Origin of the sequence: Methyloglobulus sp., assembly GCF_040079455.1 — a bacterium.
In the GTDB taxonomy this organism is placed as follows: domain Bacteria; phylum Pseudomonadota; class Gammaproteobacteria; order Methylococcales; family Methylomonadaceae; genus Methyloglobulus.
In genome coordinates, this window is the sequence record NZ_JBEBKJ010000046.1 from 1 (window position 1) to 15,979 (window position 15,979).

Sequence of the window (15,979 nt, forward strand, 5' to 3'; positions counted from 1 at the left end):
TAAACGCAGACCTCAAACAGGCCATCGGCAAGAGAGTGCCGGTCAGGACAAAAGTTAAACTTCGCGCTGCCGCCAATCAACATATGGACATGCTGAAGTTGAATCCAGAACGCATACGCAGCTTCTTTCAGGATAAGAGAGTCAAATATGCAGCTTAAAACTTCTAAAGGCCGGATCAATAGTATTAGTAATAAGCCAAGTAAACAGGCTAGTAATACGTCAATTATTTTATTCATATTGATTTCGCCGTAAGAGAATAACGGCACGCGCTTTTGCAAACACGCGCCGTTATGTTTAATGCTTTTTAAATTAAAAAGACACCGGGGTAAATTTAGTCGGTTGTGTTCTTACCCAGGTTCTTTTGTATAACCCGTCAGCGCCCTTCACAAAAGTTGCCTTAACAACCTGGTTAACATGGCCTTTAAGGTTAATAAATTTCAATTCCGGTATCTCTAATTTCCGTTTGAAAATAATGTTACTTTTGTTAATGATGGCGTAGTGGTGGTAGCCAAACTACCAATCTGCTGGTATTTGCCACTGGACAATAACCTAAACGAGCCTAAAAGAATTGCGCCATCAGATCTCCTTTCAAACCGTGGAATCGTTAATATTTTGGTACGGTTATCAAAACTTGGCATTTGACCATAATAAACCCTGATAGCTAATTTATCTAAATTGCTTAAATCACGCCTGCCAAAATATGGAACTCTACAATAGTTCATCATTGAATCAGGATCATAGTCGGTAAAAAGGGTATTACCGTATGTCGTGAATGAACCTTGCGGTAACACAGTTGGATTGTCATCTTTCAAGAGGCAGAGGGAACGTAATAGAGTTGGAGGAATATTGTCACGGTATGGAAGGGGTCTATTTTGCTCGTGAGCCAAGCCTAGAATATGTCCAAACTCGTGGATTGCTGTGGATTGAATACACGTTTGGAGTGTTGACCCAGGAGTTTCTGCCTGACAGCGGGCTAACATAGTTTTTAAAAAGGGGTCGGATGTTGATCTAACAGGTGTATTGAGCCTAAAATTCAACCGCATCACGCCAACTTTACCATTTCCCTGTCTGCCAAGTGCGGCCTGTGGGCCTTTGACATTATCGACGGTAATCCTTATGCCTTGAGAAGTCGGCAAACATTGCCCCCAACCCAAAAAATTTACTAATGAATATTTTTTCCACGTATTGGTAATTGCCGACTTAACATTGTTCTTTTCTGTCAGGGTGGCTGCATTGCTAGGTTTATTAGGTTTCTCCCAGCAAACGGGGATGTCGTAAGCGGGAGTATGTTTTGATAAGGTTGAGCCATTGTACGGCCAAAGCACGGTATCCAAAAAATATGCCTTCGCCGTCGGCGTTGCAACAATAGGCGGGTTAACCGCCGCCTGAGCGGAAGCCGTTAGTAACATAATGAGCAGGGTACAAAGTTTATACTTTATAGTCAGGAGGGTATCCTTATAAGTTAAGATGATTTTTCTATATGAAACAAACCACTACGCTTAAATTGGCTAATGCAGCCAATGCTATGAAACAAATGAAGTGCTGTGTTTGCGTGATAACGTAAACACGACCTAACTTGTACGCAAATTCTTTCATGCTGTCAATAATAATTTAACGGTAAGTCTATAGGGCTTCTCTCCGGTGATGTATGCCATTGCAAATAATACCAATCCCAAGAAGTTGTTATATGAAATCCCCTCATCCTGACCTTCTCCCTTTGGAGAAGGTAACAATGAGAACTTATTGGGATTGGTATAAGATAGGCAGAGCGGCAGGGAAGCCCACCAAAAATGGCAGTACGGTCTTATGGATATTGATGGGATGGATTGAAGGCCATAAGATGGATAAACTTTGGATTAGCCGCACAGGAAATTCTTACATTGTGGATTGTAGGTTTTGCGTGTCTCTGCAACCGCACCATGCCCTACTACCTACATCCATGTAGGCATCCGGAGTTTTTTAAAGCATTAGAAGCCTCCTATAAGGCTCACTTTCCATCCGGTTTAACAATAGCCTTCGAAGCTCCCGTTTCCTTAACCTCAGCAGCATCTTTAAGGTAATACTGTTTTAGCCGATTGAAAGCCGACCATAGCGTCGTATCCATAACCACTCTGTTACCTATGGCTACGATGACGCGGCTTAATTCAGGAATTTTGGTTTTGGTTGAGGTTAGGTAAATGGGCTGTACATACAAGACCGTATTGCCCATCGGCAGGATAATCATCCGACCCATTTCAACAGAAGACCCTGATTGCCCCCAGAGGGTAAAATTCGCTGATATATCCGGATCTTGATTGATTAAGGCTTCAACTTGAGCCGGACCGTTGACCTGTACATCTTTACCCAATTTATAGACGGTAATTCCAGGTTTGTAATTAACCCCGCATTTGGTTTTATCCATAACTCCCGCCACGCCAATCATGCTCAGGTTATCTCGGTTGACGGGAGTCATAGGGTTAATCATGACGAATTCTTCCTTCTCATTGCAGTTACCGAAATCCATTGTTTGATAATAAGGCATGACCGGTTTATCCCGCACAGTGGCAAATTGCCAGGTTTCGCCTTGCTCGTAGAATGATTCGGGTGTTTGTTGATGGTATCTGGCAAATACGTTCATTTGCAACTGGTATAGATCACGCGGATAGCGCAGATGTTTGCGTAAGTCTTCCGGCATTTCATTCAGGTTTTTGAATAAGCCTGGATATGCGCTATCGTAGGCTTGGATAATGGCATCGGAAGGATCAGAAATATAATAATCGACATCACCATCATAAGCATCGACGACAACCTTGACCGAATTGCGGATGTAATTAAAGCGGTGCTTGTCTTTTGCAAACTCGAATTCTTGCGGTTTGGAGACAGGATATTTGTCCGACAAGGTGTACGCATCTAGAATCCAACAGAACCTATCCTTGCCAACGACCAAATACGGATCATTATCCAGGTGCAAAAATGGCGTTAACTTGTTGACGCGTTCGGCAACATTCCTTTTAATCTTGATTTTGCTTTCGTCGGTTATATTGGTCGAAAAAAAGACTTTTTCCTCTTTAAGGTAGATGGCCAGCAGAGCCTTCCTAAATAAAGAATTGATCTGTATCCCGCCTTCGCCGTGGTAGGCCTTGGAAATCCCAGGATCCTCACCTGAGTTACTGCCTGAAATATCGGCAATTTTAAGCTTATTAGGTACGATGACATAACTGTACTCGCCCTCACCATAATAGATATCAGGGAACTTGACATCGAGCCCTGCCGACGAAGACATGTTAAGGTCGCGCAAATACCAAACCAAGGGCTTATCCGCATCTTGGGCGGCAGAGGTGACGACAGCGCCATAGCCGTGGGTGTAACGTAAATGCGTGTTCTCCCAATTCTGCGCTTCATTCGGCAGCTTTGAGGTATTAACTTCCCTTGCAGCCAAATTGACTTGGCGGGTGTGGTCAAGGATATAGTACCGGTCTTCATCAATATTCATAATTTGATAATACGGTCTTATTTCCTGCAACTGTTTGTAGCTGCTGATTAGATGCTCCCTGTCCCACACCGGAATGTTTTCGAAGCGTTTTTGGCTGCCCCAGGTGGTGATATCCTCAGCGGCATTCAGTTTTACCGGCAACTCGACGGTGTTGATATTTTTTAAATCGTATGCATCTAAGGTTGCGTCGATGTTTTGTTGGATAAACGGCTTTTCTGTCCTTACTGGATTCGGGTTAACAATATATTTCGCAATAAATTCGGGAATAAAATCAACATTTGGTAATCCCCAAATAACGAGAAATGTCGCCAGCGCTATTAAAAAAGGTGACTTGCTCCGATGCTGCTCTGAAAAAATGAATACCCCTGCAATGGTCGCCATCGCCAGGAAAGAAATTATCCCCAACCAGATTAACGGCAACTGGTAGCGGATTTCAATTGTACCAGGACCGTAATACACAGGTTCATGGGAGTCGGTATACAGCAATGAAAAACGCTGTAGTAAAAATCCCCAAACAACAAAAAGAACCACAAAACCGATCAGGATTCCCAAGTGTATTTTTGCGCCTGGGTGAAATTCTTTGTTCTGGTTGGGAACAAATATATGCTCCAGCCAATACAAAGCGCCTACCATTACAAATATCAATATGGCTGTGCTTAATAGTTCTGGCTGAATTAGCTGGTAGATGGGGTAAGACAGCAGATAAAAGCTGATGTCATTGCCATAAACCGATTCGATAACGCCCGACCGACCGCCAAAAAAGTATAGTAAGGTCGTTTCCCATTGGTCATAAAACGGTATCGCTATGAAGATGGCCAAGATCAAAGCAACAGGCGTGTAGATTTTCGCTGAACCGTACAGAAATTTTTCAGAAAACTTTTGGAATTTCGCGTTCTGGTCAAAATTACTGATGACTTCATCCTGGGGATTTAAGCCCAAATAACGCGATGCAATCCAGAAATGGAAAAAGAAAATCGTGAAGAAAAATAAAGTGACCGCGCCAGACAGGAAAAACTTGTAGAGCAAGCGCAACCAGAAATAATGTTCGAGTTTAATGGATTGAAACCACCATAAATCGACAAACAAGTCGAGAAAGATGAAATGAAAGGCTATAAACAGGACAAACGAAATGGCGATTGTCGCAATAATGACTGCGGGGATAAGGTTTAGATTCCGCATAAGTTCCTCTTGTTAACGGACAGAGCTTTTGCTCGTGTACCTGGGTTTTTGTATTTTATAAAAGCCTGATTGTTATAGCGTTTAACCCTGACGATGAAAAGTAATTATTTTAGTTTTTGTAAATATTGCGCTAAGGAGACACCCAACTTGAGCACTGAATCCTGTTTGCTTTCATCCAGCAAATGTCCATTATCATGGAATGCCTTGTCAGCTTGGGCTACCGCGAGTTGGTAGGGCAACACGATAATGCCAATATTAGCTAACAACATCCGTAAAAACACCAAACCCCGCAAGCCACCCAAAGCTCCAGGAGAAGCCGCCATAATTACGGCGACCTTGCCCCGAAAGGCCAGCAGCGGCGCTTCGTCCCCTTCCCGGCGCGATGCCCAGTCGATAGCGTTTTTGAGCAAGGGGCTGAACGCGCTATTGTATTCTGGAGAAGCAATAAGGAAGCCGTCATGGGCAATTAGCAATTCTTTAAATGCCCGTGCGGGATTTGGCATTCCCTCTGCCATTTCAAGGTCTTGGTTAAAAATAGGCATGGGATAATCTGCCAGATTGACAACAGTGACTTCCGCGCCTGCTTGCTGTGCGCCAAGTGCTGCAATCTGCGCGAGTTTTTGGTTGTACGATTCTTTTCTGGAGCTACCGGAAAAGGCGAGGATTTTAGGCATATTATCTGAATTGTATTGTGTGTTGGCTAGGGCAACCGAGTCATTTCTTTAGCTTTGTCATAATCAACCCCGACACTCACGATAAAGCTGGTGGCATCTTCGATGTCCATATCCGATTCGACGATTTTTGACTTATCGACAATCACGGTAAAACCGGACGTGGGGTTGGGCGAGGTCGGGATAAACAGTACCACTTTGCTCTCATAACGATTAGTCACATAAGCAGGCACCCAAACGCCGTCTTTTGGGTATTCCACATAGACTACCTCTTTGGCGATGGTTTGGTCGTCTTTGATGAACATTGCACTGACTTTTTTGATAACCCTATAGATGGTATTCAAAAAGGGAATTCTGTCGATAACATGTTCAAAGGCGCTGATGATGATAGGGCGGCTTTTCTGGAAGATTTCACGGCCTATGTAAACTAGGAGAAAAAAACTGAACACGAAAAATAGTGCGGTATAAAAATAGTTTGCCGAGTAACCTTGCACAAAACCAAACATGCTCATCAATATGCTTTTGACGAACAAGACAATCTGCAACACCACCACGATGGGGATAACCGCCAAAATACCGATCAGGAAGTAGTTCAACAATTTTTTGGTTACTGTTTGCATGGCGCCTCCGACGTTTTAGTTGTTCATTTTCGAGTTATATCATTTCAATTTTTCTTTCAACATCTTGTTGACTTCCGCAGGGTTTGCCTTACCTTGCATTTCTTTCATGACTTGGCCGACAAAAAAGCCGAATACCTTATCTTTGCCGCTGTGGTATTGTTCTACCTGGCCAGGATTGTCGGCAATGATTTTATCAATTATGGCTTCAATTGCGCCAGTATCGGTAATTTGTTGCAAGCCTTGTTCGGCGATAATTTCATCGGCAGTTTTATCAGATTGCCACATGATTTCAAAGACTTGTTTGGCAATTTTACCGCTTATGGTGTCGTCGCCGATGCGCTGTAAAAGACCCGCCAAGCGTTGGTAGTTTACTGGTGATTGGCTGATGTCTAAGTCAGCTTTGTTAAGCGCAGCCAGCAGATCGCCCGACATCCAGTTAGCGCAGAGCTTGGCTTCACAAGCCGATTCTTTCACCAAGGCTTCGTAGTAATCTGCCAGTTGTCGTGAAGAGGTCAGGATGCCTGCATTTTCATCATCGAGTTGATACTGCTCCTTAAACCTTAGCTTTTTTGCTTCCGGTAATTCCGGCAACTTTGCCTTTATCTGCGCCTTAAATTCCTCGTTAACATGCACCGGCAATAAATCAGGATCAGGGAAATAGCGGTAATCATTGGCTTCTTCCTTGCTCCGCATGGAGCGGGTTTCGTCTTTATTGGCATCGTACAGACGGGTTTCCTGGACGACTTTGCCGCCGCTTTCAATCAACTCAATTTGCCGCTCGACCTCGTGGTTGATGGCTTTTTCAACAAACTTGAAGGAATTGATGTTTTTGATTTCGGCACGCGTACCAAATTCTTTTTGCCCCTTTGGTCTTACTGAAACATTGGCATCGCAGCGGAACGAGCCTTCCTGCATATTTCCGTCACAGATACCGAGATAACGCACCAACTCGTGAATTTTCCGCATGTAAGCCACGGCTTCTTTAGCGGAACGCATTTCCGGTTCGGAGACTATTTCCAACAGCGGCGTACCCGCACGGTTCAGGTCGATACCGCTCATACCGTGAAAGTTTTCGTGCAAGGATTTTCCGGCATCTTCTTCCAGATGGGCGCGGGTTATGCCGATGCGTTTGGTCGTGCCATCCACGTAAATATCCAAATGACCGTTGCCGACGATAGGCAATTCAAACTGGCTAATCTGGTAGCCTTTGGGCAAATCGGGATAAAAATAATTTTTACGGGCAAAGACCGAGTAGGGTGCAATTTCGGCTTCAATTGCCAAACCGAATTTTACCGCCATCGTTACCGCTTGTTCGTTCAAAACGGGCAATACGCCGGGCAAACCTAAATCGACTGCACAGGCTTGGGTGTTTGGTTCAGCTCCATAAGCGGTTGCTGCACCTGAGAATATCTTCGACTTAGTCGCAAGCTGGGTATGGATTTCCAAGCCGATCACTGTTTCCCATTTATGCCCCAGAGGGTATTCACGTTCTTGAGAAGTTTCCATGTGCTGCTCCTATTCAAAACCTTTAGGTGAACGCTGATGCCAATCAGTTACTTGCTGATACTTGTGTGCTATGTTCAATAATCTATCTTCTGTAAAATAGTTGCCAATGACTTGTAAGCCCACAGGTTTGCCTTCTGCAAAGCCAGCGGGAATTGACATGGCAGGCAAACCTGCCAAGTTGATGGCGATGGTATAAATATCAGACAAATACATTTCGATTGGGTTGCCAATCTTTTCGCCGATACCGAAGGCCGTGCTAGGTGTGACCGGGCCCATAATGACATCGACTTCAGCCAAAGCCTTTTTGAAATCCTCACTTATAAGGCGGCGAATTTTTTGCGCCTTGATGTAATAAGCATCGTAGTAACCCGCCGATAATGCGTAAGTACCCATGAGGATACGGCGCTTGACTTCCTTACCGAAGGCTTCGCCACGGGAGCGGGTATATAAATCTGTCAAATCCTGAGGGTAAGCACAGCGGTAACCAAAACGTACACCGTCAAAACGCGACAAATTAGCAGAACATTCTGCTGGGGCGATAACATAGTAAGCTGGGATAGCCAATTTGAGATTGGGCATGGAGACTTCTTTTACAATAGCACCCATGTCCCGGTATACCTGGATAGCTTTCTCAATGACTGTTGCAACATTGTTGCTTAAACCGTCCCCAAAAAATTCTTTCGGCAAGCCGATGGTTAAGCCTTTAATCTCGTTTGCCAATCCAACTTGGTAATCCGGTACTGGCATATCAACACTGGTGGAATCCTTGTGATCAAAACCCGCCATTGCTTGCATTAAGATAGCGGCATCTTCCGCACTACGAGCCATCGGCCCGCCTTGGTCCAGGCTGGATGCGTAAGCAATCATGCCATAGCGGGACACGCGCCCATACGTCGGTTTCAATCCGGTAATGCCACAATGTGCCGCTGGCTGACGGATTGACCCGCCGGTATCCGTACCCGTCGCACAAACCGACAACCGCGCGGCCACCGCAGCCGCAGAGCCACCTGACGAGCCACCTGGAACTGAATCCGTGTGCCAGGGATTTTTGACCGCACCGTAATAGCTAGTTTCATTGGATGAACCCATGGCAAATTCGTCCATATTGAGTTTACCCAACATGACCGCTCCCGCACTGTTTAATTTTTCAACCACCGTGGCATTGTAAGGTGAAATAAAATTATCCAGCATCTTAGATCCGCAGGAAGTCTTAACGCCTTGCGTGCAAAAAATATCTTTTTGTGCGATTGGTATTCCTGTAAGCAAGCTGGCATCGCCTTTGGCAATTTTTACATCGGCACGTTGGGCTGCTTGCAACGCCAAATCTTCGGTAACAGAGATAAAGCAATTCAACGATTGATGTTGTTTAATTCTATTCAAAAATGTTTGGGTCAATTCCATGCTGGAAAATTCGCCGGATCGTAAGCCTACGGCTAACTCTTTGATTGATTTATTATGCACGCGATATCCCTTCACTCAATAACTTTAGGAACCAAGTAAAGACCTTCTTCAACTTGAGGCGCAATCGCCTGAAAATTATTACGGTTATCACTTTCCGTCACTTCATCAGCTCTTAGGCGCTGTTGTTGATCCATGGGATGCGCCATCGGCATAATATCATTGGTGTTAGTTTCGCCCATTTGCGTCATAAGCTCCAACATTCCCGATAAATCATGGGTGTAAGACGCTATATCTTGTTGATTAATCCCAAGTCTTGCTAAATGTGCAATCTTCTTTACATCGTCTGCCGTTAAGGTCATTTTGTACCCTATTAAAACCAAAGCCATAAACTATAATACTTTATAACTTGCCCGAATACCCGCTTGATTGATAAAGTATGACGGTTTAATCCCCCTTCTCTCTGGACGCAGGTAAAAAATGTTCAAAAGATTTCGCGGTCTTTTCTCAAACGATCTCTCGATTGATCTTGGAACCGCCAACACCCTTATATACATCCCTGGCCAGGGCATAGTCCTCAACGAGCCGTCAGTGGTCGCCATTAAAGAGGACAAAGTACGCGGCACCAAAAGCATAGCCGCCGTGGGTACTGAAGCAAAGCAGATGTTAGGGCGTACACCAGGCAATATCACCGCCATTCGGCCTTTAAAAGACGGCGTGATCGCCGACTTTGCCGTCACCGAAAGAATGTTGAGATATTTTATTGAAAAAGTCCATAAGAGCAAACTGCTTCGCCCCAGCCCACGTATTTTGATCTGTGTCCCTTGCGGATCAACCCAAGTGGAACGACGTGCTATTCGGGAGTCAGCGGCAATGGCTGGTGCTCGCGAAGTCTATTTGATTGAAGAACCTATGTCTGCAGCGATTGGTGCGGGACTACCTGTCGATGAACCTTGCGGATCAATGGTGCTTGACATCGGTGGCGGCACCTCCGAAGTGGCTATTATCTCGATCAACGGTATCGTCTATTCCAACTCGGTACGTATTGGCGGCGACCGTTTTGATGAAGCCATCATCAATTATGTACGCAGGAACTATGGCACTTTAATCGGTGAAGCGACTGCCGAAAGAATTAAAATTGAAATTGGCACCGCTTACCCCGGTAGCGAAGTCAGGGAAATAGAAGTTCGCGGCCGCAACTTGGCCGAAGGTGTTCCTCGCAGCTTTGCATTAAATAGCAACGAAATTCTTGAAGCTTTGCAGGAACCCTTATCCGGTATAATCAGTGCAGTAAAGTTTGCCTTGGAACAAACGCCGCCTGAACTCGGCTCGGATGTTGCCAATCGGGGTATTTATTTAACCGGAGGCGGCGCTTTGTTAAAAGATATTGACAGACTCATTTCAGAAGAAACCGGTCTACCCGTACATATCGCCGATGACCCTTTGACCTGTGTTGCCAGAGGTGGCGGCATGGTGTTGGAAATGATAGACAAAAAAGGCATGTCTGCTTATTCCTTTGAATGAGTTATCTCTCTGACAAAATACTTATTGTGTTGGCGGTTACTAAAACTATTCTGACCAGCTTTGTAATCTTTGGGTATAGCGATAACGTTAGTCTTTGCAGCCTACTTTTAAACTGATTAAGAGGCCTCCGCTATAAAACTGTTATTTGCCGAAGGCCCCTCAATCCACATACGTCTGTTCATTGCAGTCATGGCTTCAATCGCTCTATTGACAACGGAACACATCAATTTTCGCCTGGCTCCTGTTCGCGCTGCTTTATCGTTGGCCGTTGACCCCATCAAATATCTCGTTGACCTACCCACGGAGACAATGAGTCGAATCAATTATTCAATCAGATCGTACTCGTCACTAAGGGAAGAGAACAAAAAATTAAGTGAAAAACAATCGCTCAACCAAATTCGCCTCCTTAAATACGAAGCTTTGGAAAAGGAAAACATCCGGCTGAGGGCTTTGCTGGAAAATTCTTTTGATCTGGGTGAGCAGGTATTAGTCGCTGAGTTATTAGCCGTCAATATTGCATCTCCTTACGAAAACATCGTGGTCGTTAACAAAGGTACACGTTTTGGTGTGCATCCACAGCAGGCCGTTGTCGACGCCAATGGGATAGTGGGTCAAATTTTTCGAGCGTTACCGTACAGCTCCGAAGTCATGTTAATCACTGACCCAAACCATGCCATTCCAGTGCAAGTCAATCGTAACGGGCTGTTAACCATTGCTGTTGGCAGTGGTGAATTAAATCGCCTTAACTTGCCTTTTTTACCTGACAATGCCGATATTCGACCTGGAGATTTATTAATCTCCTCGGGGCTAGGTGGAACTTTCCCGCAAGGCTACCCAGTAGCCGTTGTTGACACCTTCGCTCCACCCGCTAACAAGCGTATTACAGCTACTCCAAAAGCATTGCTTGATCGTAACAGGGAATTGATGATTGTATGGAGCGATAAAAAACCGGTTTCCCTTGCGCCTTCGCAATCACCCAAGCAAAACGAGGCGGAGGATCATGCCAATGAATAAAAGTTATGGTTTTGGCCGTATTATCTCGACCATTGCCTTTGCAATGTGCCTGAAAATAGCACCATTACCCACGATATTTGCTGTTTACAACCCAGACTGGGTGTTGTTGACGCTCATCTACTGGTCGCTTGCCATGCCTGAGCGCGTCGGTGTTTTTCATGCCTGGACGTTCGGCTTGCTAACCGATGTATTGACCGGCAGAATGTTTGGTCAATATGCCTTGGCTTATTCGCTGGTGATCTATCTTTGCTTGTCACTACACAGGCGACTGCGCCAGTTACCCTTCATCCAACAAGCGCTATTCATCTTTTTTTGTTTATTGTTATCGCAGCTTCTGCTATTTTTCATTAAAAATATCCAATATACCGCAGAATTAAAGCCAACTTTTTGGCTACCCATTTTTGTTGGTACGCTATGTTGGCCATTGGTTTATACCTTATTACGTTTTGTCAGATTAGCAAAACCCATCAAAACCGATTAATTTGCGCTGGTCACTTTTTCGATGCCCCGTAATTTAATCTTTAAGGACAATCCGGTAGAAAGCCATCTGTTTCTGGGTCGAATTATCGCGTCCTTTATTATCATTATAGTATTAACTATCGGTCTCATTATCCGGCTAGTTTATCTGCAAATTGCGGGACACCAGCACTATTCGACTCTAGCCAAAGAAAACAGTATCAAAATGGAGCCAACGGTTCCCTCCCGGGGGATTATCTATGACAATCGTGGCAATATCTTGGCCGAAAACACGCAAACTTACAGCCTGGAGCTTATCCCAGAACAGATCAGCAATTTGGATGACACACTATTGAAATTGCAAAAATTACTCGAACTACCGGATGAAAAAATCGAACAGTTTCAAAAATTGCGCAAACGTCAAAAACGTTTTACGGGCATTCCCCTGCTGTCCAATATGACTGAAGAAGAAATAGCCAAATTTGCCGTGGTCAGGCCTTTTTTTCATGGCGTTGATGTCCATATCCGCCAGTCAAGAAATTATCCTTACGGCGACTTGGCTTCCCATGTCGTTGGTTATGTGGGGCGCATCAACGAAGATGAGTTGAAAGAGTTACCTGTAGCAGAATACCGAGGCTCTACTTTTATCGGGAAATTAGGTATCGAAGGCTCTTATGAATCAGCGTTACATGGGATTACTGGCTATTCGGAAATAGAAACCAATGTTCAAGGCCGCCCACTAAAAACGCTTAAAGAAGTCGATCCGGTAGCTGGGGAAAATCTCTATTTAACGCTCGATATGGCGTTACAAAAAACTGCCTACGATGCTCTTGACACCTATACGGGCGCTGTTGTTGCAATCGAAATTAAAACTGGGGGCGTATTGACTTTCGTCAGTCGTCCGGGCTTTGACCCTAATCCTTTTGTTGTCGGCATAAGCAACAATGCTTATCAAGCCTTGCAAACTTCACCAGACCAACCATTGTATAATCGCGCCCTTCGAGGCCTGTATCCGCCCGGCTCCACCATTAAGCCTTTTATGGCAATGGCCGGACTTGAATACAATACAGTCAGTGCCCAGCAAACTCTTTTCTGTCCGGGGTCTTATCAGTTGCCTAATTCTCCGCACCTTTATCGGGATTGGAAAAAAAGCGGTCATGGCTCAGTTAATATCACAGAGGCGATTACCCAGTCTTGTGATGTCTATTTTTACCGCCTAGCTGGCATGTTGGGCATCGACCGTATCCATAGTTTTTTGCAGCAATTCGGTTTTGGTGAAAAAACGGGCATAGATCTGGATGAGGAAAAATCAGGATTGCTACCTTCCAGGGAATGGAAATGGGGCAAAAAAAATCAGATATGGTTTCCAGGCGAAACATTAATCGCAGGAATAGGCCAAGGTTATCACCAGGTGACACCACTGCAACTCGCCAGAGCTACAGCCACTTTGGCGAATAAAGGTAAAATCGTAACACCTCACTTAGTCGGTAAAATTGTTCCCGAAGCAACGATTAGGGAAGCGGAAATAACTCCGAAGAAAACCATTCCACTAAATCCCGCTAATATCAAAACTGTCACTGACGCTATGGTGAATGTTATCCACAGTAACCGAGGGACGGCAAGAAGCATAGGGCTGGACATTAATTATCAGATCGCGGGTAAAACCGGGACCGCCCAAGTCATAAATATCAAACAAAACGCCAGTTATAACGAACACCAAATAGATAAGAAAAACCGCGATCACGCCTTGTTCATTGCTTTTGCACCTGCGGATAATCCGAAAATTGCAATTGCTGTGATTGTTGAAAATGGCGGTCATGGTGGCTCAGTGGCAGCTCCTATTGCAGCTAAAGTTATTAAACAATATTTGCGCGATAGGGAAATAACACCGCAATGAAAATCGAGTCCCGAAGCGAACAATTTCATACCCCTACACTCACCGAGCGCATACTCGGTAAGTTGCATATTGATATCCCCCTGTTTATCTGTTTGCTTCTAATCTCCTTGCTGAGTTTTGTCATACTTTACAGTGCCGGAAGCCAAGAGACCGCATTGTTAGTGCGCCAAGCTTTTCGGGTAGGTTTGGCTTATCTGCTTATGGTGGTGCTGGCTCACATCAATCCCTATCAATTCAAGCGCTATTCAGCGGCATTATTTGGCATAGGTATTATGCTACTGATTGCCGTATTGATTATGGGTCATATTGGTAAGGGTGCGCAACGTTGGTTGGATCTTGGTTTTTTCCGTTTTCAACCATCGGAAATGATCAAAATCACTACACCCATGATGATTGCTTGGTACCTTGCCGATCATGCCTTGCCCCTAAAACCCCAACAACTTTTAATCGCTGGCATACTTATCCTTATTCCTACACTGCTAATAGCCAAGCAGCCTGATTTGGGGACTGCAATATTGGTGGCTAGTTCGGGCGCAGCGGTGCTGTTTTTTGCGGGATTGTCCTTGCGCTTCATCTTAGCAATTTTGGCATCACTGTCTGCCCTGGCACCCATCGTCTGGCATTATTTTCTTCATGATTATCAACGTGCTCGCATCATAACGCTCTTGGATCCCGAAGCCGATCCTTTGGGCAAGGGTTATCATATTATCCAATCGAAAATTGCCATAGGCTCTGGCGGTATCTATGGTAAAGGCTGGCTGGGTAGTAAACAGTCAGAGCTGGAATTTTTACCGGAAAGCTCGACCGACTTCATTTTTGCCGTATTTGCCGAAGAATTCGGCTTATTCGGATGCTTAGGGCTATTAACACTTTATCTCCTAGTTATTGGGCGCTGCTTATATATAGCATCGCAAGCCCAGGATACCTTCAGCCGCTTGTTAGCAGGCAGCTTAGCGTTCACTTTTTTTGTTTATGTTTTTGTTAATATAGGCATGGTCATCGGTGTCCTGCCAGTCGTTGGTGTGCCTTTACCTATGATTAGCTATGGTGGCACTTCGGTTGTCACCTTACTAGCTGGATTTGGCATCCTTATGTCTATACATACCCATAAAAAATTTATCCCTCATTAACGCAATGAAATTTAAATATTTATTTCTTCGATCATTCATGCTCTGTACCTGTTTTGTCTTGTTGTCCTGCATCAGTACGATTAAAAACCAGGAAACGGTTGATGGGTTTATCAAGCAAATGGTTACAGCCCACCAATTTAATGAAGCCGCACTTACTGATTTATTTGACAAGGTAGAGCTGAAAGAAGACATCATCAAAAGAATATCATCGCCATCAGAAGGCTTGCCTTGGTACAAATACCGAAAAATTTTCCTGAAACAACCCAGAATTCAAGCAGGCGTGCAATTTTGGAATGAAAATGCAGAAACTTTAGCTGCTGTTGAGAAAAATACAGGCGTTCCTGCGGCAATTATTGTCGCTATCATTGGCGTTGAAACCCAGTATGGACAGCAAACAGGGCATCATCGCGTCATTGATGCCTTATCAACACTTGCCTTTGCTTATCTACCCCGCAGCCATTTTTTTCGGAGCGAATTAGAAAATTTTTTATTGTTATGCCGAGAAGAACGTATCGACCCGCTAAATCCAACGGGCTCTTATGCAGGCGCGATGGGTATCCCACAATTTATGCCGAGCAGCTACAGAAATTATGCTGTTGATTTTAATGGGGATAGTCGTCGAGATATTTGGCATAATCCCAGTGATGTGATTGCTAGTATTGCAAACTATTTTGCTAAACATGGTTGGCAAGCGGGCAAACCTGTTGCTCTTCAAATTCGTGACAGGGCTCACAATTCCTCACAATCTTTTCCATCCCTTAAGGAAAACTTAAGCTTCATAAAGTCTAATTCAACAAACCCAAACATAAGTACACCTTTACTTTCAACCAAAAAAGCGAAAATTGTCGCTTTTGAACAAGAGAATGGCGAAGAATTATGGGACACATTAGACAACTTCTACGTGATTACCCGCTACAACCACAGTCCCTTATATGCAATGGCTGTCTATCAGTTAAGCCTTGCCATTTCTAATCAAAGAGTTTCCTCCCCTTATGAACAAAACCATAACCATCCCATTGATACTGGCTCTAAGCGGCTGTTCGAGTAATCAGATAATAACAAGCGAAGCCCCCATCCAAATACCATCCACTTACCAACAAGCTTCGACACCC

14 protein-coding genes and 1 pseudogene are annotated in these 15,979 nt (G+C 44.5%); 8 read left to right on the forward strand and 7 right to left on the reverse strand.

What is annotated here, in order from left to right:
• Window positions 1–158 (forward strand): annotated as a pseudogene (locus tag ABL924_RS10955) (IS630 family transposase); the annotation flags it as partial.
• A gap of 294 nt (window positions 159–452) precedes the next feature.
• On the opposite strand, the gene ABL924_RS10960 reads toward ABL924_RS10955, so the two are convergent.
• On the reverse strand, window positions 453–1,409 hold the full coding sequence (locus ABL924_RS10960) for a hypothetical protein (protein ID WP_349027133.1): 957 nt from the start codon (window positions 1,407–1,409) through the stop codon (window positions 453–455).
• Between the two features lie 323 nt (window positions 1,410–1,732).
• Here ABL924_RS10960 and ABL924_RS10965 point away from each other — a divergent pair, with 323 nt between their 5' ends.
• On the forward strand, window positions 1,733–1,945 hold the full coding sequence (locus tag ABL924_RS10965; protein WP_349027134.1) for a hypothetical protein: 213 nt from the start codon (window positions 1,733–1,735) through the stop codon (window positions 1,943–1,945).
• 42 nt (window positions 1,946–1,987) lie between these two features.
• Here the strand turns inward: ABL924_RS10965 and ABL924_RS10970 are convergent, their stop codons facing one another.
• The 6 genes from ABL924_RS10970 to gatC all read right to left on the reverse strand — a co-directional run bounded on the left by ABL924_RS10970 (window position 1,988) and on the right by gatC (window position 9,208).
• Window positions 1,988–4,651, reverse strand: coding sequence for a UPF0182 family protein (locus ABL924_RS10970; protein WP_349027135.1), 2,664 nt, complete (start codon window positions 4,649–4,651; stop codon window positions 1,988–1,990).
• Between the two features lie 104 nt (window positions 4,652–4,755).
• On the reverse strand, window positions 4,756–5,325 hold the full coding sequence (locus ABL924_RS10975) for an NAD(P)H-dependent oxidoreductase (protein WP_349027136.1): 570 nt from the start codon (window positions 5,323–5,325) through the stop codon (window positions 4,756–4,758).
• A gap of 26 nt (window positions 5,326–5,351) precedes the next feature.
• A complete protein-coding gene (locus tag ABL924_RS10980; protein WP_349027137.1) occupies window positions 5,352–5,942 on the reverse strand; it encodes a DUF502 domain-containing protein in 591 nt (196 codons plus the stop codon).
• 39 nt (window positions 5,943–5,981) lie between these two features.
• A complete protein-coding gene (gene gatB, locus ABL924_RS10985; RefSeq protein ID WP_349027138.1) occupies window positions 5,982–7,448 on the reverse strand; it encodes an Asp-tRNA(Asn)/Glu-tRNA(Gln) amidotransferase subunit GatB in 1,467 nt (488 codons plus the stop codon).
• A gap of 9 nt (window positions 7,449–7,457) precedes the next feature.
• On the reverse strand, window positions 7,458–8,909 hold the full coding sequence (gene gatA / locus ABL924_RS10990; RefSeq protein WP_349027139.1) for an Asp-tRNA(Asn)/Glu-tRNA(Gln) amidotransferase subunit GatA: 1,452 nt from the start codon (window positions 8,907–8,909) through the stop codon (window positions 7,458–7,460).
• A gap of 11 nt (window positions 8,910–8,920) precedes the next feature.
• A complete protein-coding gene (gene gatC, locus ABL924_RS10995; protein WP_349027140.1) occupies window positions 8,921–9,208 on the reverse strand; it encodes an Asp-tRNA(Asn)/Glu-tRNA(Gln) amidotransferase subunit GatC in 288 nt (95 codons plus the stop codon).
• A gap of 118 nt (window positions 9,209–9,326) precedes the next feature.
• On the opposite strand from gatC, the gene ABL924_RS11000 reads away from it, so the two are divergent.
• The 6 genes from ABL924_RS11000 to mltB all read left to right on the forward strand — a co-directional run bounded on the left by ABL924_RS11000 (window position 9,327) and on the right by mltB (window position 15,915).
• Complete coding sequence (locus tag ABL924_RS11000) at window positions 9,327–10,370, forward strand: rod shape-determining protein (RefSeq protein ID WP_349027141.1); 1,044 nt, start codon at window positions 9,327–9,329, stop codon at window positions 10,368–10,370.
• 138 nt (window positions 10,371–10,508) lie between these two features.
• Window positions 10,509–11,384, forward strand: coding sequence for a rod shape-determining protein MreC (gene mreC, locus ABL924_RS11005; RefSeq protein WP_349027158.1), 876 nt, complete (start codon window positions 10,509–10,511; stop codon window positions 11,382–11,384).
• Window positions 11,371–11,865, forward strand: a complete 495-nt coding sequence (gene mreD, locus ABL924_RS11010; protein WP_349027142.1) for a rod shape-determining protein MreD — start codon at window positions 11,371–11,373, stop codon at window positions 11,863–11,865. The genes mreC and mreD overlap by 14 nt, the downstream gene beginning before the upstream one ends.
• Before the next feature lie 21 nt (window positions 11,866–11,886).
• Window positions 11,887–13,737, forward strand: coding sequence for a penicillin-binding protein 2 (mrdA, locus tag ABL924_RS11015; protein WP_349027143.1), 1,851 nt, complete (start codon window positions 11,887–11,889; stop codon window positions 13,735–13,737).
• Window positions 13,734–14,867, forward strand: coding sequence for a rod shape-determining protein RodA (gene rodA / locus ABL924_RS11020; RefSeq protein ID WP_349027144.1), 1,134 nt, complete (start codon window positions 13,734–13,736; stop codon window positions 14,865–14,867). The genes mrdA and rodA overlap by 4 nt, the downstream gene beginning before the upstream one ends.
• A gap of 37 nt (window positions 14,868–14,904) precedes the next feature.
• Entirely contained in the window at window positions 14,905–15,915 is a 1,011-nt protein-coding gene (gene mltB / locus ABL924_RS11025) for a lytic murein transglycosylase B (protein WP_349027145.1), read from the forward strand.
• The last annotated feature ends 64 nt before the right edge of the window (window positions 15,916–15,979 follow it).

Coding starts and splice junctions, on each gene's coding strand:
- ABL924_RS10960 (WP_349027133.1), bottom strand. CDS start 1,409: ATGTTACTAACGGCTTCCGCTCAGGCGGCGGTTAACCCGCCTATTGTT.
- ABL924_RS10965 (WP_349027134.1), top strand. CDS start 1,733: ATGAGAACTTATTGGGATTGGTATAAGATAGGCAGAGCGGCAGGGAAG.
- ABL924_RS10970 (WP_349027135.1), bottom strand. CDS start 4,651: ATGCGGAATCTAAACCTTATCCCCGCAGTCATTATTGCGACAATCGCC.
- ABL924_RS10975 (WP_349027136.1), bottom strand. CDS start 5,325: ATGCCTAAAATCCTCGCCTTTTCCGGTAGCTCCAGAAAAGAATCGTAC.
- ABL924_RS10980 (WP_349027137.1), bottom strand. CDS start 5,942: ATGCAAACAGTAACCAAAAAATTGTTGAACTACTTCCTGATCGGTATT.
- gatB (WP_349027138.1), bottom strand. CDS start 7,448: ATGGAAACTTCTCAAGAACGTGAATACCCTCTGGGGCATAAATGGGAA.
- gatC (WP_349027140.1), bottom strand. CDS start 9,208: ATGACCTTAACGGCAGACGATGTAAAGAAGATTGCACATTTAGCAAGA.
- ABL924_RS11000 (WP_349027141.1), top strand. CDS start 9,327: ATGTTCAAAAGATTTCGCGGTCTTTTCTCAAACGATCTCTCGATTGAT.
- mreD (WP_349027142.1), top strand. CDS start 11,371: ATGCCAATGAATAAAAGTTATGGTTTTGGCCGTATTATCTCGACCATT.
- mrdA (WP_349027143.1), top strand. CDS start 11,887: ATGCCCCGTAATTTAATCTTTAAGGACAATCCGGTAGAAAGCCATCTG.
- rodA (WP_349027144.1), top strand. CDS start 13,734: ATGAAAATCGAGTCCCGAAGCGAACAATTTCATACCCCTACACTCACC.
- mltB (WP_349027145.1), top strand. CDS start 14,905: ATGCTCTGTACCTGTTTTGTCTTGTTGTCCTGCATCAGTACGATTAAA.